This is a genomic window from Burkholderia sp. DN3021, assembly GCF_049805555.1.
Classification (GTDB): domain Bacteria; phylum Pseudomonadota; class Gammaproteobacteria; order Burkholderiales; family Burkholderiaceae; genus Burkholderia; species Burkholderia pyrrocinia_C.
On record NZ_JBNCAB010000103.1, the window covers coordinates 1 to 23,266 of the forward strand.

Consider the following 23,266-nt stretch of genomic DNA (forward strand, 5'->3'; position numbering starts at 1 on the left):
CCGCCGGCCAGCCAGCGGCGCCAGCGCGAGGCGCGACGCGGCGCGACATGCAGCCCGTCGCCGGAATCGACCGGCGCCGGCTGCGCGAGGGCCGCGCGAATGCGCTCGGCATCGAACGGCGGTGCACGAAAACGCACGCCCGTCGCGTCGTACAGCGCGTTGGCAATCGCCGCCGCTGCCGGTGCCGCCGCCTGTTCGATCCGGCGCGCATCGTGCGCGGACAACTCGCCGTGCGCGCGATGCGCCGCGCCGTCGAACGCAGCCAGTTCATGCGCGATCGCGTCCGGCTGCGCACCGGCATCGATCTCGTCATGCGCAGGCCGCGCGGACAACCGCGCGCCCATCACGCGCGAAATCGCCACCTCGATCTGCCATGCGGGCAAACCGGCCATCGATGCGTCGCCCGGTTTGCCCGCACCTTGTCCAGCCACGACGCGCCGCACCGCGACATCGCCCGTCGCGCGATCGACATCGAGATCGACGACCCATGCGGACCAGCGCATGTCGCCGTCACGTGCGGCATCTGCTGCCGGCGGTTCACCGCCGGACGGTGCCGCAAGCGCGCCGGCGCCATCGAATGCGAAGCCGCGACCGCTGACGCGCGAACGCGCGTTCGCGTCGGCCGCGACCGGCGCGCCCCATGCGGCGCGTTCGCTGACCATCCGGATAATCTCGCGCGGCCCCGCATCCCGCGCTGCATCGAGATGCTGCAGGCGCAACGCGACCGGGTCGCGCCGCAACGCGCCCGCGAGTTCGTCGACGAAGGATTCGCGGGCGAACACGTGCGCATGGCCGGGGATTGCGCGATCGGCGTCGGCCAATTCGATCGACGTCTGCGCGTGCCGGTAGACGAACGGCGATGCGGGGCCGGCATCCGTGCCCTCGGCCGTTGAACCGTGAAGATCGTCCGTTACCGCGGATACCGCGCTAGCTGCCTGCGCGCGATAACGCCAGCTCGTCATCCGCCCGTCGGGCGCAGTCCGCGTTTCGATATCGAGCGATGCGTGCGTGCGCGTATCGCCGACCGGCCATTCGTAGCGTGCGTGATGCATATTCGATACGTCGGCGGCGCCTTCGTCGCGCGGCTCGTGCATCGTCACGCGCTCCTGCTCGACCGGCGGGCTCAGGTCAAGCTTCATCGCCGTCCCGCAGATAGCGTGCGGCACGATGCACGGCCCGGATGATCTCGAGGTGCGTGCCGCAGCGGCACAGGTTGAAACGCAGCGCATCGCGGATCGCCGCATCGTCCGGCGCGGGATTGCGGTCGAGCAGCGCCTTCGTGCTCATGATCATCCCGTTCAGGCAATAACCGCATTGCGCGGCCTGCTCGTCGATGAACGCGCGCTGGATCGGATGCGGCGCGTCGCGCGACCCGAGCCCTTCCAGCGTCGTGACGTCGCGCCCGCTCGCGGCGGCGGCCGGCACCACGCACGAACGCGTCGCCTGTCCGTCGACGAGCACCGTGCACGCGCCGCACTGCCCGAGCCCGCAGCCGTATTTCGGGCCGTTGAGCGCGCAGTCGTTGCGCAGAAGCAGCAGCAGCGGCGCGTCGGGCGCGGCCTCGTCGAAGGTGTGCGGCGTGCCGTTCACGCGAAACACCAGCGGCCGCGACGGAGAAGCGGGATGGGACATGAATGGATCCGGAATGCGGCGTGTGGGCCGAGGGCCGGCCGTCGGCGGGCACTGCCTCCGGCCGGCACCCGCCGGCGCACGCCTGACGACATATAACACGCCGAAAAACACGGGTTCCGGCGCATCGATCCCCGCGACGGCGAAGCGCCGGCCGGCGCGGAAATCGCGTGCGCGTCAGGCCGCAGCCGCCACGTTGTTGCGCGACGGCGAGACGAGCGGCACGTCGAACACGTCGTAGCCGAACACCCACGACGGATCCTCGTTCGTGCGCAGCCACGTGTTGTTGTGCGACACGAGCTGCACCTTCGACGCGCGCGCCGCACGATTCGCCTCGTACAGCGCGAACGCGCCCGCGTAGTCGCTCGCGCCAACCTCGTCGAGACAGCGCGCGAGCATCGCCGCATCCTCGATCGCCATCGCCGCGCCCTGCGCCATGTGCGGCTTCATCGGATGGCATGCGTCGCCGAGCAGCACGAGGCGGCCACGGCTCCACAGCGGCAGCGGATCGCGTTCGAGCAGCGGCCACTTGGTGATCGACGGCGACACGTCGATCAGGTGCTGGATGTCAGAGTGGAAACCCGCGAACGCGTCGCGCATCTCGTCGCGGCTGCTGTCGACCATCGACACGCCTTCGGGCCATTCGGCCTGCGGCACGCCGGTCACGTAGTAATACTCGTCGCGCTTCTCGGTCACGTAGTAGACCATCATGTGGCGATCCTCCGACCACCACTTCACGCACATGTCGTACGGCTTGTTGCCGAGCAGCGATGCCGGGAACACCGCGCGGTGCGCGACATAACCCGTATAGCGCGGCGGCTCCGCGCCGAGCAGGTGCTCGCGGATCCGCGAATTCACGCCGTCCGCGCCGATCACGATGTCGGCCGTCTCGACGCTGCCGTCGGAGAACGTCAGGCGCACCGCGTCGCCGGTGTCCTCCACCGATGCGAGCCGCTTACCGAAGCGGATCGTGCCGGGCGTCACCGCCTGCGTCATCAATGCGTGGAAATCGCCGCGATGCACGGTCAGGTAGCTCGCGCCGTAGGTCTTGCGCGCGTAGTCGCCGAGCGGGATCTGCGCGAGCACGTCGGCCGTCTGCCAGTCGCGGCTGTACCAGAAATCCGGATGCGAACCCATCGTGTTCAGCGCATCCTCGCAGCCGATGCGCCGCATGATCTTCATCACGTTCGGGCCGAGGTGGATGCCCGCGCCGAGGCGCGAGAACGCCGGCGCCTGCTCGTACAGCGCGACGTCGTAGCCGCCGCGCTGAAGCAGCGCCGCGGCGGCCGTGCCGCCGAGACCGGCGCCGATGATTGCGATACGGGGTGTGCTCATGCGGATCTCCTGATCGTGGGCCCGTCGCCTGACGCGGCGCGAGAACGGGCGGATTGAATGGCGTTTATTTAGCGTACACACTCAATTTATTCAGGACAAGCGGATTGTTGATCGCTGCAATCACATTCGGGAAAATACCGATAATTCGTCGAATATCCGCATACCAAAACGCTCAACACGCGCCGAGCATCATTTTGACCCATTGCCATTTTCAAATGTACACACTAGACTTTTCTAGAAATCCGGCGATCTCGCGCCAGCGTGCCGCCTCACCCTTACCGACACGGAGCCTCCCGTCATGAGCAAGACCTACCGCATCGGCCAGATCGTGCCGAGTTCCAACACGACGATGGAAACCGAGATCCCCGCGATGCTGCGGTTGCGCGAAACGATCCGCCCCGAGCGCTTCACGTATCACTCGAGCCGGATGCGGATGAAGAAGGTCGTCAAGGAAGAACTGGCGGCGATGGATGCCGAATCCGACCGCTGCGCGGTCGAATTGAGCGACGCGCGCGTCGACGTGCTCGGCTACGCGTGCCTCGTCGCGATCATGGCGATGGGGCACGGTTATCACCGCGTGTCGCAGGCGCGCCTGACGAAGCACACGGCCGACAACGGCGCGCAGGCACCGGTGCTGACGAGCGCGGGTGCGCTCGTCGACGCGCTGAAGGTGATCGGCGCGAAGCGCATCGTCGTCGTCGCGCCGTACATGTTGCCGTTGACGGAACTCGTGGTCGACTACATCCGCAACGAAGGCTTCGAAGTGCTCGACTATCGCGCGCTGGAAATTCCCGACAACCTCGACGTCGGCCGTCACGATCCGGCGCGCCTGCCCGACATCGTGAAAACGCTGCCGTACCAGGACGCCGACGCGATCGTGCTGTCCGCGTGCGTGCAGATGCCGTCGCTGCCGGCCGTCGCGAAGGTCGAGGCGATGACGGGCAAGCCGGTGATCACGGCCGCGATCGCGACCACCTACGCGATGCTGCGCGAGCTCGACCTCGAGCCGGTCGTGCCCGGCGCCGGCGCGCTGCTGTCCGGCGCGTACTGAACGCGGCCCTTCCGACGGAGTCCATTCATGCCCTCGACTTTCCTGTACGGCGCGAACATCCGCGCGAACGGCATCCGCCAGCACTACCTGCGCTACGGCGGCGCGACCGGCGCGCGCGCATCGCGCCCTGCGATCGTGCTGATCCCCGGCATCACGAGCCCCGCGATCACCTGGGGCTTCGTCGGCGAAACCTTCGGCGCGGCGTTCGACACCTATGTGCTCGACGTGCGCGGCCGCGGGCTGTCCGACGCGTCGCCGTCGCTCGACTACAGCCTCGATGCGCAGGCCGACGACATCGCGGCGCTCGTCGCCGCGCTCGGCCTGCCGCGCACGAGCCTCGTCGGCCATTCGATGGGCGCGCGGATCGCCGCGCGCGCGGCGCGGCGCGGCATCCGCGGGCTCGCATCCGTCGTGCTCGTCGATCCGCCCGTGTCGGGCCCGAACCGCCGCGACTATCCGGGCAAGCTGCCGTGGTACATCGACTCGATGGCGCTCGCGCGCGCCGGCACCGACGCCGAGGGCATGCGCACGTTCTGCTCGACCTGGACCGATGCCGAACTGCAGTTGCGCGCCGAGTGGCTGCATACCTGCGACGAGCGCGCGGTACGCGCGAGCTATGAAGGATTCCATACCGACGATTTCCATGCGGACGCCGCACAACTGGCCGTGCCATCGCTGCTGATCACGGCCGAACGCGGCGACGTGGTGCGCGACGACGATGTCGCCGAACTGCAGCGCGCGACGCCGTCGATGCGGCATGTGCGCGTGCCCGACGCCGGCCACATGATCCCGTGGGACAACGCGCCGGGCTTCTACGCGGCGTTCGGCAGCTTTCTCGGCGCGCCGCTCGCGGCCTGATCCCCTTTTCCCTCACGCCTTTACCGGAGCCGACGATGCCAGTTAGCGACACCCAACTGATCGACGCGTGGAAGCAGGTGCTCACGCTGTCGCGCCTCGAACCGGGCCAGACCGTCACGATCCTGACGAGCGCGGCCACCCACCCGCAGACGCTGTCGTGCGCGCTGATCGCGACGCAATCGATGGGCGCGATCGTCAACCGGCTCGACCTGCCGCCGGTCAACGGCGAGAAAGCGTTCAGCCGCGACCCGCTCGCGTATCTCGGCACGACGCCGCTGACCGGCAACAAGGCCGCGATCGCCGCGCTGCGCGAGAGCGACCTCGTGCTCGACCTGATGACGCTGCTGTTCTCGCCCGAGCAGCACGAGATCCTGAAGTCGGGCACGAAGATCCTGCTCGCGGTCGAGCCGCCCGAAGTGCTCGTGCGGATGGTGCCGACGCCGGCCGACCGCACGCGCGTGCTCGCCGCCGCGAAGCACATCGCCGCCGCCCGCGAGATGCGCGTGACGTCGGCGGCCGGCACCGCGCTCACCTGCCCGCTCGGCGACTTCCCGCCGACCGCCGAATACGGCTTCGTCGACGCGCCCGGCCGCTGGGATCACTGGCCGAGCGGCTTCGCGCTGACCTACCCGAACGACCGCACCGCGCGCGGCACGATCGTGATCGATCGCGGCGACATCCTGCTGCCGCAGAAGCACTACGTAAGCGAGCCGATCGCGCTGACCGTCGAAGGCGGTTACGCAACGCGCATCGAAGGCGGCGTCGACGCCGACCTGCTGCGCGACTACATGGAGACCTTCGCCGACCCCGAAGGTTATGCGATCTCGCATATCGGCTGGGGGCTGCAGCCGCGCGCGCGCTGGTCGACGCTCGGGCTGTACGACCGCGAGGCGACGATCGGGATGGACGCGCGCGCGTTCGAGGGCAACTTCCTGTTCTCGCTCGGGCCGAACAACGAAGGCGGCGGCAACCGCACGACCACCTGCCACATCGACATCCCGCTGCGCCGCTGCACGGTCGAACTCGACGGCGCAACCGTCGTGCGCGACGGCCGCGTGACCGATCAACCCGCGTGACCGACGAGCGCCCGACACCATGAACGATCTCTCCCATCACGCCGAAGCGAACGTCTATCGCCAGCAGGGTTTCGGCACGCCGCTGCCGCCGCACGGCAACATCGGCCTGCTGATCGTCGACTTCGTGGTCGGCTTCGCCGATCCCGCGACATTCGGCGGCGGCAACATCGCGCCGGCGATCGCACGCACGACGCGCGCGCTCGCGCTGGCGCGCGAACGCGGCTGGCCCGTCGCGCACAGCCGCATCGTGTACGCGGACGACGGCAGCGACGACAACGTGTTCTCGCTGAAGGTGCCCGGCATGGCGACGCTGACCGAGCACCATCCGAACAGCGCGATCGTGCCCGAACTCACACCCGCGGCCGGCGAACTCGTCGTGCGCAAGACCGTGCCGTCGGCGTTCTTCGGCACGCAACTCAGCCCCTGGCTCGCGCAGCGCGCGGTGCAGACGCTGCTCGTCGCCGGCGCCGTGACGAGCGGCTGCGTGCGCGCCAGCGTCGTCGATGCGATGTCGCACGGGTTCCGTCCGCTCGTGCTCGCCGATTGCGTCGGCGATCGCGCGATCGCGCCGCACGACGCGAACCTGTTCGACATGCAGCAGAAATACGCGGCCGTGATGCCGCTCGACGACGCGATCGCGGCGATCGACGCCGTGCACGCACACGCGCGCTGAATCGCGACGGATCGCGGGCGCCGCATGCGTCGCCCGCGATTGACGCTGCGCTTTTGGCGGCCTAGATTGGCCTGACGCGCGCCGCCCGAACCCTCTCCGGCACAACCGTCGCCGGCCGCGCCGCTCCCGACAGGACCCCTTCCCCGTGAACCGTTCAGAATTGCTCGTGCGCGACGGCTGCCTGACCGTGATCCGCCCGCCCGCGCCACCCGTCAAGCCGGCGCCCGGCCAGCCGGGCAGCCTGTCGTCCTACGTGCCGGCGCTGCCTGAAGTCTTCGTCGCGATTCTCGACGATGGCCGCATCCTCGCGTTCAACGGACACGTCGATCTCGGCACCGGCATCCGCACGTCGCTCGCGCAGATCGTCGCCGAGGAACTCGACGTGCCGGCCGCGCGCGTGACGATGGTGCTCGGCGACACGGCCGCGACACCGAATCAGGGCCCGACCATCGCGAGCGCAACGATCCAGATTTCCGCGACGCCGCTGCGCTGCGCGGCCGCGCAGGCGCGCCACGCGCTGCTGACGCTCGCCGCCGAGCGGTTCGGTGTCGACGTGGAGCGGCTGGTTATCGACGACGGGACCATTTCGGCGGACGGACAAACGGCAACGTTCGCGGCGCTCGTCGCCGCGCATCGCATCGCGCTGACGCTGGACCTGAACACCCTCACGAAGGATCCCGCGCTGTACCGGATCGTCGGCAAATCGTCGCCGCGCGTCGACCTGCCCGCGAAGGCGACCGGCGAGCTCACGTTCGTGCACGACATGCGCGTGCCGGGCATGCTGCACGGCCGTGTCGTGCGGCCGCCGTATGCGGGCCACGACAGCGGCCCGTTCGTCGGCACCTCGCTCGTCGACGTCGATCGCGCGTCGGTCGCCGACGTGCCGGGGCTGGTGGCCGTCGTCGCGATCGGCGATTTCGTCGGCGTGGTTGCCGAACGCGAGGAACATGCGATCCGCGCGGCGCGCCAGTTGCGCGTGACGTGGCGGCCGCATGCCGCGCTGCCGCCGCTCGACGAGCCGGCCGCCGCGATCGCCGCCGCGCCGGCCAGGCGCCGCGTGCTGCTCGACGAAGGCGATGTCGACGCGGCGCGCACGCAGCCCGGCACGATCACGCTGTCGCGCACCTATGCGTGGCCGTTCCAGATGCACGGCTCGATCGGCCCGTCATGCGCGCTTGCCGACTACCGGGAACCGGGCGACGGTCGGATCACCGTATGGTCCGGCACGCAAAATCCCGTATCGCTGCGCTACGACCTCGCGACGCTCGTCGCGCGCGACGAAGCCGATTTCGACGTCGTGCGGATGGAAGCGGCCGGCTGCTACGGCCGCAACGGCGCGGACGACGTGTGCGGCGACGCGCTGCTGCTGTCGCGCGCGGTCGGCCGCCCGGTGCGCGTGCAACTGTCGCGCGCGGACGAACATCTGTGGGAACCGAAAGGCGCGGGCCAGCTGATGCAGGTGACCGGCACCGTCACGCGCGACGGCCGCCTGCTCGGCTACGACTTCACGACGCGCTATCCGTCGAACGACGCGCCGCTGCTCGCGGCCTTGCTGACCGGCGCGATCGCGCCCGAGCCGCGCGTGTTCGAGATGGGCGACCGCACGGCCGTGTCGCCGTACGCGAGCCCGCATCGCCGCTTCGTCTGCGAGGATCTCGCGCCGCTCGTGCGCGCGTCGTGGCTGCGCGGCGTGTCGGCGTTGCCGAACTCGTTCGCGCACGATGCGTTCGTCGACGAATGCGCTGCGCTGACCGGCATCGATCCGCTCGCGTTCCGGCTGCGCCACCTGCAGGACACGCGCGCGACCGAACTGCTGCAGGCCCTGGCCGACCGCGCGGGCTGGACGCCGCGCACGACGGACACGCATCGCGAACGCAACGGCGCGCGGCTCGCGCGCGGCCGCGGCGTCGCGTATGCGCGCTACGTGCACAGCCGCTTTCCCGGTTTCGGCGCGGCGTGGTCGGCATGGATCGTCGACCTGAGCGTCGATCGCGTGTCGGGCGAGATACGCATCGAACGCGTGACGGTCGGCCAGGACACCGGCACGATGATCAACCCGGATGGCGTGCGCCATCAAATCCACGGCAACGTGATCCAGGTATTGAGCCGCACGCTGAAGGAGCGCGTGCGGTTCGCGAACGGCAAGGTCGCGTCGCGCGAATGGGCGAGCTATCCGATCCTGACGTTCGCGGAAGTGCCGGACGTCGATGTCGTGCTGATGCCGAGACAAGGCGAGCCGCCGCTCGGCGCGGGCGAATCGGCGTCGGTGCCGGGCCCGGCCGCGGTTGCGAACGCGTTGTTCGATGCGACCGGCGTGCGGTTCTACGCGCCGCCGTTTACGCCCGAAGCGGTGCGCGCCGCGCTGCGCGAGGCCGGCCGGCTGATGAGCGCCAACGACGCCGCTGCGCCCGCAACCGCCGGCGCGGCGTAGGCCCGGCCGGCGCCTCGCGCGCGCATCACGCTTCGCCGTCTTCTTCCATCATCTTGCGCAGCAGGAACTGCAGCGCGACCCGTTCGCCCGGATTGAGCGCGCCATACGTGCGCTCGGTCACCTGCCTCGCGAACGGCACCGTGCGGTCGATCAGCGCGAGCCCGGTCGCGGTCGCGCGCACGATCAGCTTGCGGCCGTCGTTCGGGTCGGGCAGCACCTCGATCAGCGCGCGTGTCTTCAGGCGCTCGACGACGCCGCGGATCGTCGCCTGGTCGATCGCGGTCGCCTTGACGATGTCGTTCAGCGAGCACGCCTGGCGTTCCTTGACCGCGCACAGCGTCACGAACTGCGCGGCCGTGAGATCCGAATCGGGGATCGCTTCCTGGAAGATCGACACGTGCCGCTGATACGCGCGGCGCAGCAGATGTCCAACCTGGTCGTGAAAGTCGTAGGAATCCTTGGAAGACGCCATGAAAGTGAAGGCCAGTGCCGCATGCAAGTGAAAGACAAGCAGTGTACACCCTCAATTCGGCACAGCCGGCGACCGCGCGGCCGCTTCATTGCGGTGCATCAGGATTCGCGGCGCCCGGCACGCATCGCGCCTGACGATCGCCTGACGATCGCCTGACAGCGGCGGATCACCGGCCGATGCCGTCGCCGAACGGTCGCCCCGCGCGTCCGAGCCTGCTGCCCCACGTGCATTTGAGCGCTGCGACAAGCTTTCGCGCACACACTTCACTTTTGAGCGCATACGCACGAATTTTGTGCACGCTTTCGCGCGCTCCCAGGCCATTTCCACACGCATTTTCGATCGTCCAAAGCCCTATCAAAAGCACGGTTTTTCTCACGCAAACGCTTACCTCCAAGCGGCCGGATTCATGCCTGTGCGATTCGGTATTTTCTAGTGTGTACGCTATTTAATTGCCGTGATATACAGGCTCCAGTGCGCGGCGAAATGTCCTCCCGCGTCGATCGGCCACCCATTCATCCGTCACATTCGAACAGGGGCAATCCCATGTCTACCGCACACCCGAGCGCCGCCGCTTCCCCCGACGACGCGCTCCACGGCAATCTCTATCGCAAGGTCACGCTGCGCCTGATCACCCTCTTCTGCCTGTGCTACTTCGCGGCCTATCTCGACCGCATCAACATCGGGCTCGCGAAACTCCAGATGCTCGATGCACTGAAGTTCAGCGATACCGTGTACGGGCTCGGCGCCGGCCTGTTCTTCGCCGGTTACATCCTGTTCGAAGTCCCAAGCAACCTGGTGCTGCAGCGCGTCGGCGCGAAGCTGTGGATCGCGCGGATCATGATCACGTGGGGCCTGCTGTCGGGTGCGACGATGTTCGTGCACACGCCGATGCAGTTCTACGTCGTGCGCTTCCTGCTCGGCGCCGCCGAAGCCGGCTTCCTGCCGGGCGTGCTGCTGTACCTGACGCAGTGGTATCCCGATGCGCGCCGCGCGCGGATCGTCGCGCTGTTCATGGTCGGCCTGCCGCTGTCGAGCATGATCGGCAGCCCGATCTCCGGCTGGATCATGCGCGCGTTCGACGGCACGCACGGGCTCGGCGGCTGGCAGTGGCTGTTCCTGCTCGAAGCGCTGCCGTCGGTGCTGCTCGGCTTCGCGGTGCTGCGCTGGCTGCCCAACGGCATCGAATCCGCGCAATGGCTGAACGCGGACGAAAAGCGGGTGCTGCGCACGAATCTCGACGCCGATCCGTCCGGCAACAAGAGCCACGCGCTCGGCAAGGCCTTCTCCGATCCGAAGGTATGGGCGCTCGGCCTGATCGACCTGTGCGTGCTGCTCGGCCTGTATGCGGTGAGCTTCTGGCTGCCGACGATCCTGCGCGACACCGGCGTGAAGGACGCGTATCACATCGGCTGGCTGATGGTGATCCCGAATGCCGCGGCCGTGCTCGCCACGCTGTATTGCGGCGCGAGCTCGGATCGTGTGCGCGAACGCCGCTGGCATATCGTCGTACCGTTCATGGTGTCGGCCGTCGCGCTGGCGATCGCGGCCTCGTCGTCGCACGGCACGCTCGGAACGGTATTGCTGTTTTCGCTGATCAACGCGGGCGCGGCCGCCGCGATGCCGGTCGTCTGGGCGTTGCCGTCCACGTTCCTGAAGGGCTCCGCCGCGGCCGGCGGGATCGCGTTCGCGTGCTCGATCGCGAACCTCGGCGGGTTCGGCAGCACCTACTTCATCGGCTGGCTGCGCGACACGTTTCATTCGCAAAGCGCGGGGCTATATGGCTTCGCCGCGTGCATGCTGGTCGGCTGCGCACTCGCGCTCGCGTATCCGGCAAAGCTCGTGAACCGCTGACGCATCGCGTCGCCTGCCGCAACGCTGCCTTTTTTACACCCGCCCGCGTCAGACTCGTTCGCCGCACGTCCCCTCGTTTCGCGCCCGCGCCGCCACCCCACGCGCACGGGCGCGGGTTTCCCGCCTCCGTCGACCGCGCAGGCACATCGCTTGCACCATCCACGCGCCCGCCTCCCCGGCGGACAGCATCCTTCACCCAACCTGCGCTGCGCACCGCGCGATCCAGCGCGGCGTTCCCGCATCGCCAGCAGGTTTCCTGAACGAGAGGACAACATGAAATCAATACGAACACTGGTGGCCCTGTGCTCCGTCATTTCCGTGCTCGCAGCGTGCGGCGGCGACGGCAACGACGTCGGCACCGAACTCGGCATCTCGAAGCCGCAGGCGCGCTTCATCAACGCGGTACCGGCCGGGCCGAATCTCGACTACTACCTGAACGCGAAGATCGACCAGTCGGGCGTCGCGTACAAGGGCGTGACGCGCTATCACGACATCGACTCGGGCACGCAGACCGCGAGCTACGACATCTCGGGCACGACGACGACCATCGCCGCGCAATCGTTCAGCGCGGCGAATGGCCATCACTACACGACGATCGCGCTGCCGAGCAAATCGTCGGCGATTTCCGTCATCGACGATCCGTACAACAAAGGCCTGCTGTCGGACAAGGCGCGCGTGCGCAGCTTCAATGCGTCGCCGAACGCGCAGAACGTCGACGTATATGTCGTTCCGCCCGGCACCGACATCTCGACGCAAAGCCCGACGCTGGCGGGCGCGGCCTACCAGAACGCGGTACCGGCATCGACGCAGGATTCGATCTACCTCAATGGCGGCAGTTATCAGGTGATCGTCACGACGGCCGGCAGCAAAGCACCTATCCTCAAGACCGCGCCGGTCACCATCAACAACAACGCCGACTGGCTGCTCTTGACGATTCCGTCGGGCGGGATCGGCGACGTGACGCCGAACGACATTCACGTGCTCGTTGCACAGGGCAACGACGCCGATACGTCGGCACAGGAACTGGGCCCGCAGTAAGGGCTCCAAACGGTCGCGGTGGCCGGTGCGGTTGCGCCGGCCGCCGGATGATCTCCAGCCTCGGCGTCAGTCGACCCGCTCGAGACGGATCACATGCTCGGCGCGCGTAACGGTGCCGTGCTCGACAGCGATATCGACATCGCCGACATGGCGCACGCGCCAGCCCGGCCGCGTCGCGATCTGCGGCAGGTTGCCGGACGGGCGGCTCTCGATCCCGCCGAGCCCTTCATCGGGCGTATCGACCGCGTCGTCGAGCGACGCATTCGAATGGATCACGTTGTCGTGCCACTCCGATGCGCCCGCGGCCGCTTCCATGCCCTTGCCGTCGACGTCGACCGTGTTGTCGGTCATCGCCATGTTCGCGTTGTCGAGCGTGACGATCCGGCCGGCCGCGCGCCGCACAGGGTCTCCGCTGTCGACCGCGTGCGCGCCGACGTCGATCGGCGGCAGGCCGGTCGGCATTTTCCCCGCGACCGCCTCCGGCGTCAGCGGGCGCCGCGCCACCTCGGCGGCCTGGGTCGCCGCGTCGGGCATGTCGCCGGCCGCCGGCGTCTTTACCGGGCTCTTCTCGATCTGTTCCCGCTGCTTTTGCGGGTCAGGGTTCGATTCCGCATTCTGCATCGCACCTCCTGTCCGGCCGGCGTGCGCCGGCTCGAGCCGGCGCCGCCGGTCCTGGAATCGCTACAACGGTCCTTGCAAATCTTTCATGCGCACGGCCGCACACACGCGCGCCACCCGGCGCACGTGCGAAGCCCGCACGGCACTCGATCCGCGAACGGCGCACTTGCGCGCGGCTTGCGCGCCGTCCGCCCAGTCGTTCAGCCGCCCGTCAGCCGCCGCTCGCGCCGCCCGGCGCGGAAGCCGCGCCCGGCATGCTCGCGGCGCCTCCGGCCGCTCCGCTGCCCGGCATGCCCGACGGTGCGGTAGACGGCGCGGCCGACATGCCGCTCGTTGCGCTCGACTCGGAACTCGCCCCGCCGCTGTCGCTCTTCTTCTGGCAACCCGCGCCTGCCGCAAGGCCCGCGATCAGGATGCCGGCGAAGACGGCTCGCGATACATGACGAAATGAATATCGCTGCATGACACCTCCGCTGATGTCGATGTGGATGGAACCCGCTGACGAGCAATTCGCATGCCGCGCCCGGCCGCTTCCGCCGACAACATTCCATTCATTTTTCAAATGACGCCCAGCCGAATATTTAATTTCCCATCATCGCGCCGGCCACCCATACTCGCGAACAAATCCGGGACATAAGGTCCACGGCGGCCGGCCGGCGCAGCGTGTATACGCTGCCGGCTTCGCGCCCCGCACATGGAAGGAGACAACGGCGTGCAACTGGAAGCCACTCACCGCCCGGGCCTCGTGCCCGGCGCGGACGACGCATCGCATCGACACGGCGACGCGCGACCCCGCGCCGAGCCCGAAGCGGATCGTCGGCTGGCCGGGAACCTTCGCAAAATGACGGGCTGCCGGCCGGCTGCCGCGTCGCGCTCGCGCTCGGGCTCTGTGCCGCCGGGAGGCGTATCGGCATGCGGGACCCAATAGACCCGAACGCCCTGCCCCGCGACGCGTCCGCCGCCACGGACGTGCTCGACGTACTGGATGCACGGCTGATGCGCATCCTGCTCGTGCTGCTGACCGAGCGCACCGTGTCGCGTGCGGCCGTGCGCCTGAACATGTCGCAGCCGGCGACGAGCGCCGCGCTCAAGCGCCTGCGCACGCTGCTCGGCGATCCGCTGCTCGTGCGCAGCCGCTACGGGATGGTGCCGACCGAGTTCGGTGCGCGGCTGATCGAACCGCTGCGCAACGCGCTGCGCGTGATCGACTTCATCCGCATCCAGCAGCCGACGTTCGACGCGCGCACGTCGGTGCGCACCTACCGGATCGGCTGCCCCGACTATCTGAACGTGCTGTTCGTGCCGAAGCTCGTCGCGCTGTTCCGCGAGCGCGCGCCGAACGCGCAGCTCGTGTTCCATCCGCTCGGCGACGGCTTCGACGACGAGCGCGCACTCGCCGACGGCGAACTCGACGTCGTGATCGACAATCGCCCGGCCCGCTCGTCGCGGTTCCGGCAGGACGACCTGTTCGACGACCGCGTCGTATGCCTGATGCGCGCGACGCACCCGCTCGCGCGGCGCGGCGCGATGACAACCGCCGACTTCGCGGCAGCGCCGCAGCTGTGCCCGACGCCGTCGTGGCTCGAAGCGTCCGGCGCGATCGATCGGCAGCTCGAACGCGTGGGCCTGCAGCGGCGAATCGTCGTCACGCTGCCGCACTTCGAACTCGCCGCGCATGCGCTCGTGCGCTCCGACATGATCCTGACCACCACGTACCGGCTCGCACGGCACTACGCGAAGCTGCTGCCGCTCGCCGCCGTCGCGCTGCCGGTCGAACCGCCCGATATCGTGTACCGGATGACGTGGAACGAATCGGGATCGTGCGTCGAGGGCGTGCGCTGGCTGCGCGGGCTGATCGCCGAAGCGACGCGCGGCTGGCTCGACGCCGAGGCCGCGCTGCCGGCGGTTGCAGCGGTTGCGGCCGCAACCGTACCGGCGACGCCCGCGCCGGAGCCGCTCCGTCCGCCGCGAGCACGCAAGGCAACGCACTGCCGCGCCTCGCGCCGGCCGCTCGTCGCACGCGCCGCGCGTCATCAGCGCCACACAACGAAATCGCACTGAACCGCGGGATTGCGCGACGCGCATCCGCGCTGCAGACGCAGATCGACTACGTGAAGCAGCACGGCAATACGCGGCAGGCAATGCACCAGCAGGCGGCGCTGGAGAAAATCAGCGCGAATTGCACGGACGCGGGCCGGCTCGCGCGCGCCGTATGTGGCATCAACCGTGGCGCGAGATCATCAAACATGCCTACCTTCCCGCTACGCATCGCGCATCGGTTGCGCAAGCAACTTGTATGCAACGACTGACGTAACGAGCGCGAGCACGCCGCTCACCGTCAGCGCATCGGCAAACCCGCTCGCGAACGCGACGGGCGCCGCCTGTGCGAGCGCGCCGGCCGCCGACGGCGGCACGCGGTCGAGCGCCTGCGCCAGATCGCCGGCCAGCAGGCTCGACATGAACGGCGCGTCGGCGAACGCGCGCAGGCCGGGTGCGGCAGACAGCAGCCGGTCGAGCCGCGCATGCGTGCTCGCCGCCAGCACCGCGCCGAGCACGCCGACGGCCGTCACGATCGCCGAGAAGCGCGTCGTCGTGCTGATGCCCGACGCCATGCCCGTGCGGTCCGGCGGCACGCACGCCATGATCGCCTTCTGCGTATCGCCGTTCATGATCCCTGCGCCGCAACCCGTCACGAACATGCCGATCGCGACGAGCCGGTAGTCGCCGCTGGCGGTCAGCGCCGCGGTCGCGAGGTTGCCCGCGCCGATCAGCGCGAGTCCGCCCGCCAGCACGCCGCCGGACGATGCGCGCGCGGCAAGCGCCGCGCCGAGCGACGGCCCGGCGATCATCGCGAACGCGAACGGCAGCATCCCGAGGCCCGCGTCGATCGCCGACATCCCGAACGCGTTCTGCAGGTACAGCGGCAGGAACGTCATCATCACCTGTGCGCACGCCGCATAGCCGAACATCGCGAGCACGGCGCCGACGAAGCGCGGCTGGCGGAACAGCGCGAGATCGATCATCGGCCGCGCCTGCCAGCGCTCGGCGTCGATGAACGCGGCAAACAGCGCGACGGCGAGCGCGAGTTGGCCGAGCGTCGCGGCCGACAGCCAGCCGTGCGCCGGTGCGCCGATCAGCGCCGCGATCGCGCACGCGAGCGCTGCGCCGAACAGCAGGCTGCCGGCGGCGTCCACGCGTTTCGCGTGCGGATCGCGCGATTCGTCGATCGCGACGCGCGCGCCCACTGCCAGCAGCGCGCAGACGGGCAGGTTCAGCAGGAACACCCAGCGCCAGCCGATCCATTGCGTGATCGCGCCGCCGACGAGCGGCGCGATCGCCGTCGCGATCCCCATGCACATCCCCCAGATCGCCCACGCGCGCGCCCGTTCGCGGCCATCCGGAAAACGATTCGCAATCACCGCGAGCGCGGCCGTCAGCAGCAGCGCGGCGCCGCCGCCCTTCAGCGCGCGCGCGGCGATCAGCCAGCCGGCCGACGGCGCGATGCCGCAGCCGAGCGACGCGAGAAAAAAGAGCGCGAGCCCCGCGCCCAGCATCCGCTTGCGCCCGAAACGGTCGGCGAGCCCGCCGGCCGGCAACAGGCAAGCGGCGAACGCGGTCATGTACGCGCTGACGACCCATTCGATATCGGCGAAGCTCGCATGAAAACTGCGCGCGATGCTCGGCAGCGACACGGCGACGACGTTCGTATCGAGCACGATCAGCGAACAGGTCGCCGACGCAACGGCAAGCGTCGCGGCGGCCGGCATGCGGGCGCCCGCGTGCGCGGCGGCGGTCGCGCGCGACGCCGGTGAGGACTGGGACATCGGCAACTCCTGAGCAGGATGAACGAGCCGTATGCTAGGCTTGCCCGGTATTGCCTGTCATTGACACTCGGATGCTGTTTTATTGACGAAAATTGCAATCATGGACCGGCTCGAATTCCGTCACGTGCGCGCATTCCTGAGCGTCGCGCAGCACCTGCATTTCGCCCGCGCGGCCGACGCGCTCGACATGGCGCCGCCCGCGCTCACGCGGCAGGTCCAGGAAGCCGAACGCGTGCTCGGCGTGCGGCTCTTTCACCGGTCGCGCCGCGCGGTAACGCTGAGCGCGGCCGGCGAGGCCTATCTCGCCGAGGCGAGCGCCGCGTTCGAGCACCTGCAGCGCGGCCGCGAACTCGCCGCGCTGGCCGAGCGCGGCGAACTCGGCCGGATCGAGATCGGCTACGTATCGTCCGCCGTCTATTCGGGCACGCTGCAGCGCACGGTCGGCGCGTTCCGCGCCGCACACCCGCGCATCGAGCTGAACCTGCGCGAAGTGCCGATGGACGATGTCGCGAACCAGCTCGACGCGGGCCGGCTCGACCTCGCGTACGTGCGCCCGCCGCTGCCGCTGCCCGGCGGCCTGCGGATCGTCACGCTGCAGCGCGACGTGTTCGTCGCGGCCGTGCCGGCCGATTCGCGCTATGCGTCGATGGCGGCCGTGCGCGCGGCCGACCTCGCCGACGCGCGCTTCGCGGTACCGGAACAGGAGCGCGGCACGCTCGAAGTCGCACGCCGCGGCCGCTTCGCGCCGGTGATCGCCGCGCGGCCGGGCGGCTTGCTCGCAGTGCTCGCGTGCGTGTCCGTGAACGGCTGGGTCGCCGTGATTCCCGATGCGCTGGCCGGTTGCGTGTCACTGCCGGGCGTCGTGTACCGGCCGATCGCCGGCAAGCCGATCATGTCGGAACTCGCGCTCGCGCACCGGCGGTTCGAAAAGGCGCCGGCGGTGCGGGCGTTCCTGCGCACGGTTTCGCCAGCCGCATAAGCCGCCCGCGCGCGTCGGGCGTCGCGATCGGCCGCCCCGGCCGTCGCCGCGCGAATATGCATTTCACGATTCGATGTTTGTCGGCCGGAAACCGATTCCGTAACCTGCCCGGCAGCCGCGCCGCACGCGCGCGGATCACCGAGGACATGCCGCCGATGAACCCTTCTTCCGCCACGGCACGCCGCCGCGTGCTGCAGCGTCTTGCCGCCTTCGCCGCCGCGCCGCTCGCCGGCGGCATCGCACTGCCCGCCCGCGCGGCCGGCGCCGACCTGTCGGGCGTCACGCTCGTGCTCGGCGACCAGGCCGGCGGCCTGCGCGCGCTGGCCGAAGCCGCACACGTGCTCGACGACACGCCGTACCGGTTCCGCTGGGCCAATTTCCAGGGCGCCGCGCCGCTGTTCGAGGCACAGCGCGCGGGCGCGATCGATCTCGCGCCGGCCGGCGACCTGCCCGTGCTGACGGCCGCGCTCGGCGATCCGTCGCTGCGGATCGTCGCGACGCGCGTCGGCTCGCCGGCGTCGCTCGGCATCGTCGTGCAGCCCGACTCGCCGGTCCGCACCGTCGCCGACCTGAAAGGGCAAACCGTCGTCGTGTCGTCCGCGCGCGGCAGCATCTCGCAATATCAGCTGTATGGCGCGCTGCGCGAACACGGCCTCGCGCCGCGCGACGTCGACGTGCGTTTCGTGCTGCCCGTCGATGCGTTCGCCGCGTTCGAGGCCAGGCGGATCGGCATCTGGGCGACCTTCGACCCGTACTACGGCCATGCGGTACGACGCGGCGCGCGCATCGTCCGCGACGGCAGCGGCATCAATTCGGGGCTCGCGTTCCTCACGTCGCCGGTCGACACCCTCGACGACCGCGCGAAACGCGCGGCGCTCGCGGACGTGCTCGCACGGCTGACCCGCGCGGGCCAATGGGCGCTCGCGCACCCGGCCGACTACGCGACCGTCTATGCTTCGCTGACGCGCCTGCCGCCCGACGCGGCCACCGACATCGCGCGCCGGGCGGCGCTCGCGCAGCGCAGCCTCAGCGGCGCCGACATCGACGTGCTGCAGCGCGTGGCCGATCGCGCGGCGGCGGATGCGATCCTGCCGCGGCGCGTCGATGTCGCGTCGATCGCGATCCGGAATCTGTCCGCCGGATAGAAGGCAGGAGGCGCCACGAGCGCCGGGCGCTGCAACGCGACGGGCTACGCTCGGCTCGGTTTCGACATGTCGAGATCCGGCACGTCGTCGCCGAAGGTCGACGCGACGAGCGTGCGCATCGCGGCGATCAGCAACGTCGGCCCCGACTGGTTGAACGTGCAGCGCTCGCCCGCGGCCGGCACCGCGCGATGCAGCACGGCCCGCCACGCGCCGCGCCCGCCGTCGCGCTCGAACGCGGCGAACGGCAGCCGCTCGACGAGCTGGCCGCCGTCCGTCTCGCGGATCGCCCGGCATGCGCCGCCGACGGCGCAACAGCCCGCCTCGCAACCCGCGCATCGGTATTACGAATCGCCGATTTCTGCCTACAATGATCGTAATGCCTGTCGTCCGGCCTGCGGTGGACGACAACCGGATCCATACGGTGCAGCGCAGGCCGGATCTCTCGGGGGACGCATGCCCACGCACGCCAGAAAGCCGCTGGTCTCGCTCGTCGTGCCGTTTCACGACGAAGACGAAACGATCGACGCATTCTTTGCCGAAACGCTGCCCGTCCTCGAGTCGCTCGACACGGTCCGCTTCGAGATCGTCTGCATCAACGACGGCAGCCGCGATCGCACGCTCGACCGGCTGCTCGAGGTCATGGCCGGCGACCCGCGCGTGCGCGTCGTCGATCTCACGCGCCGCTTCGGCAAGGAGGCCGCGCTCACCGCCGGACTCGACGAAGCAGCCGGCGCTGCGGTAATCCTGATCGACGCCGACCTGCAGGACCCGCCCGCGTTGATCCCCGTCATGGTCGAGCGCTGGCTCGCAGGCGCCGAGGTCGTTGCCGCGAAGCGCACCGACCGCATGTGCGATCCGTTGATGCAGCGCTTGGCCGCCGCGCTCTACTACCGCGTGCACAACCGGCTCTCCGAAGTCGAGATGCCGGAGAACGTCGGCGATTTCCGGCTGATGGACCGTCAGGTCGTCGACGCGCTGCGCGCGCTGCCCGAGCGGCGACGCTTCATGAAAGGCCTGTTCGCGTGGGTCGGCTTTCGCACCGCGATCGTCGAATACACGCGCGCGCCGCGCAGCGGCGGCCGGTCGAAGTTCTCCGGATGGAAGCGCTGGAACTTCGCGCTCGAAGGCATCACGAGCTTCAGCACGGTGCCGCTGCGCGTGTGGACCTACGTCGGCCTCACGTTCGCGATGCTCGCGCTCGTCTACGGCGCGTTCATCGTCGTGCGCACGCTACTGCTCGGCAACCCGGTGCATGGCTACGCGTCGCTGATTTCCGTCGTGCTGTTCATCGGCGGCATCCAGCTGGTCGGCATCGGCGTGATCGGCGAATACCTCGGCCGCATCTATCACGAGTCGAAGCAGCGCCCGGTCTATCTGGTGCGGTGGCGCTACCGCGCCGAACGGGACGCCGCCGCGCATCCGGCGTCGAAACTGCTGCAGTTCCCGCTCAAGCGCGCGCATGCGGCCCACCGCCGGCCGGCGACACCCGCGGGCGCCGGCCACGCCGCCAGGAAAATCTCCGTCAAGTAACCGGCACGCGGCGCATGGACATTCCCCGGCAATCGATGCGCTCGGCGCAGCGCCCCGTCCGCGCGTGGCTGACGCCCCGACGCGTCGTCGCGTACAGCGCGTTCGTGCTCGTGTTCCACGCGCTGTTCCTGGCGATCTGGGCGTACGTGATCCGCTACACGCCCGGCACCGCCATCGCGAGCCCGGGTGCGGACTACTCGGTGTTCTGGTCGGCGTCGTACGTGATGCTGCACGGCGCGCCATGGCAGGCGTACGATTTCCCGACCTTCTCGCGGCTGGCGGCCGCGTTGTTCCCGTATTTCCGCAGCGAAGGCCTCGTCGCCTGGCTGTACCCGCCCACCTACCTGCTGCTCGTGACGCCGTTCGCACTGCTGCCCTTTGCGATCGGCTATCCGCTGTTCGTCGCGTTCGGCATCGTCGTGTTCGGATTCGCTGCGTGGCGTGTGTCGGGCCTCGGCGCGACGCCCGGCGTGCGGCGCGTCGGCGCGTTCGCGCTGGTCGGCGCCCCGTGCGTGTTCGTCACCGCGATGCTCGGGCAGAACGCGTTCCTGACCGCTTCGTGCGCGGCGCTGGCCGTCTACTGGGCCGACCGGCGGCCGATGTGGGCAGGCCTCTGCATCGGCCTGCTGTCGGTCAAGCCGCAGATGGCGCTGCTGTTCCCGTTCGTGCTGGTCGCCGCGCGCGCGTGGCGCACGATCGCATGGGCCGCGCTCGCCACCGCCGCGTTAGGCGCGTTGAGCGTGCTGGTATGCGGCGTCGAGTCGCTGCGCCTGTTCGTCGCCAACACGGGGCTCGCGCGGGCGCTCATTCTCGAGCATGGCGTGATGTTCTGGTTCGCGTCGCCGACGCCGTTCGCGGCGTTTCGCCTCGCCGGCCTGCCGCTCGGCGCCGCGTATGCCGCGCACGCCTGCGTCGCGGCGACCGCGATCGCGGCCGCATGCATCGCGTGGGCGCGCTCGCGCGACACCCGCGTGCGCGCGGCGGTGCTGGCGGCCGCGACGCTCGCGGCGAACCCGTACGTGTGGCATTACGAGCTCGCGTGGCTCGGCGTCGCGATCGCCTGCATGCTGGCGACCGGCTGGCGCGACGGCTGGCTGCGCGGCGAGCAGGCCACGATCGCGCTGATGTGGGCGCTGCCGCTCTACGAATACCTGAACCCGTGGCTGCAGCTGCCGCAGATCGGCCCGGCCGTGACGCTCGCCGCCCTCCTCGCGCTGCTGCGCCGCGCGCGGTCCGGCGCTCACAGCGCGAGCCGCGGCGGCACGTACACGCCGTAGTATGGACCGACGCCGGTCGCGACGCCGGTCATCTTCACGCCGGCGACGAAGTGGCCCTGGATGTACTTGTACGTGCCCCCGAGCGACACGTCGATGTGGAACGCCGCGAACGCGACGATCGGCACGTAGGTGCTGGTCGACGTCTGCGTGACGACCGGCAGCACCACGGTCGTGCCGATCGGCACCGACGTGTAGAGCGTCGCCTTCACGCCGGTCGCGAGGTAGATGCTGTCGCCGATATTGAGCGTCGTCGGGTTGCCGGTCACCATCAGCCCGCCCATCGTCGTCGTGTCGGTCGCCGTCGACTGGAACGACGTCCACTGCCCGCCCATGCACAGCGTGCCGTAGGTCTGGCCGTTCGTGATCGAGAACTCGTACGGCTGGCCCGTCAGCGGATTGATCAGCGGCTGGTTGGTCGCCGCGTTCCAGTACTGGTTGTACACGCACTGGTCGATCGCGACCGGAAACAGTCCGCCGGCCGCCACCCCGCCCGGCGCGGCCAGCACCGCCACCGCGGTCGCGCTGCCGGACGCGCCGGGAATCCCCAGCAGCCCGCCGAGCAGCAGCGGAATCGAGCCGCCGTTCACGCCCGGCGCGCGCGTCACGGTGACCTGCACGGCCGGCACGTCGTACGCGCCGGGCGTGATGGTCGTCGCCTGCATGGATGCGGGGCTGCGCGTCACGTTCCAGTAGCCGGTGGTCACCGTGCCGGTCGACAGCGCGGCGCCGGCCGCCGAGTTCTGCGCGATCACGCCGTTTGCCGCCGGCGCGGCCTGCGACCAGTTCAGCGCGCCGCCGCTCGGCGACATCATCGCGTCGGCCCCCGCGAGCGCGGCCGCGTCGGCGGCGTTCTGCAGCTGGTTGCGCACCGTGGCCACCCACGCGACGTCGATCGCCAGCGCGCCGAACGACAGCAGCGGAATCAGGAACAGCAGGAAGAACAGCGCGATCGAGCCGCGCTGCCGCGCGGGGCCGGGAGCGCGCGTGTCGCCCGCGTCATTCATAAAGCATCACCGAGGTGGCCGAGACCGTCACCGGGCCGGTCAGCGCGCTGAACGCGGAACCGAGCACCAGCCCCGAATACGTGTAGGTCACCGTCACCGTCAGCGCGGTGCCCGACGTCGTGCCGTTCGCCTGGGTCACGGTCACGGCCGGCGTCGTCGGTGTGCCGCCGGTGATCAGGCTGTTCTGCATGTAGGTCTGCGCGACGTTGGCGATCTGCGTCGTGGTCAGCATCGGCACGCGCAGCATGACGCCGGCGCGCGCGGCCTCGCGGCTCGCGTTCGTGATGACGGCCTTGTCGCACAGGATCATGCTCGTGTCGATGATCCCGATCAGCACCATCAGCAGGAACGGCAGCATCAGCACGAACTCGAGGGACACGACGCCGCGCGCGCGGCGGGCGCCCGTCGCCCCGCGTGTCATTTTGCGGCCCCCGCTCCCGGCGGCGCGACGCCCGACTCCAGCGCCGCGCCCGAC

At 69.7% G+C, this 23,266-nt stretch carries 21 protein-coding genes and 2 pseudogenes; 13 read left to right on the forward strand and 10 right to left on the reverse strand.

Features of this window, described 5'->3' with window-relative positions:
* The 3 genes and pseudogenes from ACPUER_RS31945 to ACPUER_RS31955 all read right to left on the reverse strand — a co-directional run.
* Positions 1-1,139, reverse strand: a pseudogene (locus ACPUER_RS31945) (cytochrome C); the annotation flags it as partial.
* The gene (locus ACPUER_RS31950; protein ID WP_310140215.1) at positions 1,129-1,632 is read right to left on the reverse strand and encodes a 2Fe-2S iron-sulfur cluster-binding protein; all 504 of its coding nucleotides are present in this window, start codon (positions 1,630-1,632) and stop codon (positions 1,129-1,131) included. The gene ACPUER_RS31950 and the pseudogene ACPUER_RS31945, both read right to left, overlap by 11 nt.
* A 174-nt stretch (positions 1,633-1,806) precedes the next feature.
* Positions 1,807-2,964, reverse strand: coding sequence for an FAD-dependent monooxygenase (locus ACPUER_RS31955; RefSeq protein WP_175958806.1), 1,158 nt, complete (start codon positions 2,962-2,964; stop codon positions 1,807-1,809).
* Between the two features lie 298 nt (positions 2,965-3,262).
* Here ACPUER_RS31955 and ACPUER_RS31960 point away from each other — a divergent pair, with 298 nt between their 5' ends.
* From ACPUER_RS31960 to ACPUER_RS31980, 5 genes are all read left to right on the forward strand, one after another.
* Positions 3,263-4,015 carry a maleate cis-trans isomerase family protein gene (locus ACPUER_RS31960; RefSeq protein ID WP_059646041.1) on the forward strand — a complete coding sequence of 251 codons (753 nt, stop codon included), beginning with the start codon at positions 3,263-3,265 and terminating at the stop codon, positions 4,013-4,015.
* Between the two features lie 27 nt (positions 4,016-4,042).
* Positions 4,043-4,873: an alpha/beta fold hydrolase gene (locus ACPUER_RS31965; protein ID WP_425133049.1), complete on the forward strand. Its 831-nt coding sequence runs from the start codon at positions 4,043-4,045 to the stop codon at positions 4,871-4,873.
* 35 nt (positions 4,874-4,908) lie between these two features.
* A complete protein-coding gene (locus tag ACPUER_RS31970) occupies positions 4,909-5,949 on the forward strand; it encodes a 2,5-dihydroxypyridine 5,6-dioxygenase (RefSeq protein WP_425133050.1) in 1,041 nt (346 codons plus the stop codon).
* 19 nt (positions 5,950-5,968) lie between these two features.
* Positions 5,969-6,622 carry an isochorismatase family protein gene (locus ACPUER_RS31975; RefSeq protein ID WP_425133051.1) on the forward strand — a complete coding sequence of 218 codons (654 nt, stop codon included), beginning with the start codon at positions 5,969-5,971 and terminating at the stop codon, positions 6,620-6,622.
* A gap of 145 nt (positions 6,623-6,767) precedes the next feature.
* Positions 6,768-9,053 (forward strand): molybdopterin cofactor-binding domain-containing protein, encoded by a 2,286-nt coding sequence (locus ACPUER_RS31980; RefSeq protein ID WP_425133052.1) that lies wholly within the window; start codon positions 6,768-6,770, stop codon positions 9,051-9,053.
* Between the two features lie 25 nt (positions 9,054-9,078).
* Here ACPUER_RS31980 and ACPUER_RS31985 read toward each other — a convergent pair whose 3' ends face one another.
* Positions 9,079-9,525 (reverse strand): MarR family winged helix-turn-helix transcriptional regulator, encoded by a 447-nt coding sequence (locus ACPUER_RS31985; protein WP_096474695.1) that lies wholly within the window; start codon positions 9,523-9,525, stop codon positions 9,079-9,081.
* Between the two features lie 543 nt (positions 9,526-10,068).
* Between ACPUER_RS31985 and ACPUER_RS31990 the strand changes: the two genes are divergently transcribed.
* Together ACPUER_RS31990 and ACPUER_RS31995 are read left to right on the forward strand one after the other, a co-directional pair.
* Positions 10,069-11,376, forward strand: a complete 1,308-nt coding sequence (locus ACPUER_RS31990) for an MFS transporter (RefSeq protein ID WP_175958801.1) — start codon at positions 10,069-10,071, stop codon at positions 11,374-11,376.
* A 273-nt stretch (positions 11,377-11,649) separates the two neighbouring features.
* Positions 11,650-12,414: a DUF4397 domain-containing protein gene (locus ACPUER_RS31995; RefSeq protein ID WP_175958800.1), complete on the forward strand. Its 765-nt coding sequence runs from the start codon at positions 11,650-11,652 to the stop codon at positions 12,412-12,414.
* A 66-nt stretch (positions 12,415-12,480) separates the two neighbouring features.
* Here ACPUER_RS31995 and ACPUER_RS32000 read toward each other — a convergent pair whose 3' ends face one another.
* Together ACPUER_RS32000 and ACPUER_RS32005 are read right to left on the reverse strand one after the other, a co-directional pair.
* Positions 12,481-13,035: a DUF3005 domain-containing protein gene (locus tag ACPUER_RS32000; protein ID WP_310140237.1), complete on the reverse strand. Its 555-nt coding sequence runs from the start codon at positions 13,033-13,035 to the stop codon at positions 12,481-12,483.
* 208 nt (positions 13,036-13,243) lie between these two features.
* Positions 13,244-13,495, reverse strand: a complete 252-nt coding sequence (locus tag ACPUER_RS32005) for a hypothetical protein (RefSeq protein WP_175958798.1) — start codon at positions 13,493-13,495, stop codon at positions 13,244-13,246.
* Between the two features lie 449 nt (positions 13,496-13,944).
* On the opposite strand from ACPUER_RS32005, the gene ACPUER_RS32010 reads away from it, so the two are divergent.
* Positions 13,945-15,093, forward strand: a complete 1,149-nt coding sequence (locus ACPUER_RS32010; RefSeq protein WP_175958797.1) for a LysR family transcriptional regulator — start codon at positions 13,945-13,947, stop codon at positions 15,091-15,093.
* A gap of 50 nt (positions 15,094-15,143) precedes the next feature.
* The gene (locus ACPUER_RS32015; protein WP_244137174.1) at positions 15,144-15,341 is read left to right on the forward strand and encodes a DUF1090 domain-containing protein; all 198 of its coding nucleotides are present in this window, start codon (positions 15,144-15,146) and stop codon (positions 15,339-15,341) included.
* Here the strand turns inward: ACPUER_RS32015 and ACPUER_RS32020 are convergent.
* Entirely contained in the window at positions 15,294-16,856 is a 1,563-nt protein-coding gene (locus ACPUER_RS32020; RefSeq protein ID WP_425133053.1) for an MFS transporter, read from the reverse strand. The two genes, ACPUER_RS32015 and ACPUER_RS32020, sit on opposite strands and share 48 nt — an antisense overlap.
* Positions 16,857-16,956: 100 nt before the next feature.
* Here ACPUER_RS32020 and ACPUER_RS32025 point away from each other — a divergent pair, with 100 nt between their 5' ends.
* Positions 16,957-17,835, forward strand: a complete 879-nt coding sequence (locus ACPUER_RS32025; RefSeq protein WP_425133054.1) for a LysR substrate-binding domain-containing protein — start codon at positions 16,957-16,959, stop codon at positions 17,833-17,835.
* 155 nt (positions 17,836-17,990) lie between these two features.
* Entirely contained in the window at positions 17,991-18,980 is a 990-nt protein-coding gene (locus ACPUER_RS32030) for an ABC transporter substrate-binding protein (protein WP_425133055.1), read from the forward strand.
* A gap of 44 nt (positions 18,981-19,024) precedes the next feature.
* Here ACPUER_RS32030 and ACPUER_RS32035 read toward each other — a convergent pair.
* Positions 19,025-19,252: pseudogene (locus ACPUER_RS32035) on the reverse strand (phage protein NinX family protein); the annotation flags it as partial.
* A 181-nt stretch (positions 19,253-19,433) separates the two neighbouring features.
* Here ACPUER_RS32035 and ACPUER_RS32040 point away from each other — a divergent pair.
* Together ACPUER_RS32040 and ACPUER_RS32045 are read left to right on the forward strand one after the other, a co-directional pair.
* Complete coding sequence (locus ACPUER_RS32040; protein WP_425133056.1) at positions 19,434-20,510, forward strand: glycosyltransferase family 2 protein; 1,077 nt, start codon at positions 19,434-19,436, stop codon at positions 20,508-20,510.
* Positions 20,511-20,524: 14 nt separating this feature from the next.
* Positions 20,525-21,787 (forward strand): glycosyltransferase family 87 protein, encoded by a 1,263-nt coding sequence (locus ACPUER_RS32045; RefSeq protein ID WP_425133057.1) that lies wholly within the window; start codon positions 20,525-20,527, stop codon positions 21,785-21,787.
* Here the strand turns inward: ACPUER_RS32045 and ACPUER_RS32050 are convergent.
* Both ACPUER_RS32050 and ACPUER_RS32055 read right to left on the reverse strand, forming a co-directional pair.
* The gene (locus tag ACPUER_RS32050) at positions 21,751-22,791 is read right to left on the reverse strand and encodes a TadG family pilus assembly protein (protein ID WP_175958791.1); all 1,041 of its coding nucleotides are present in this window, start codon (positions 22,789-22,791) and stop codon (positions 21,751-21,753) included. The two genes, ACPUER_RS32045 and ACPUER_RS32050, sit on opposite strands and share 37 nt — an antisense overlap.
* Positions 22,784-23,212 carry a TadE/TadG family type IV pilus assembly protein gene (locus ACPUER_RS32055; protein ID WP_425133058.1) on the reverse strand — a complete coding sequence of 143 codons (429 nt, stop codon included), beginning with the start codon at positions 23,210-23,212 and terminating at the stop codon, positions 22,784-22,786. The genes ACPUER_RS32050 and ACPUER_RS32055 overlap by 8 nt, the downstream gene beginning before the upstream one ends.
* Positions 23,213-23,266 lie beyond the last annotated feature (54 nt).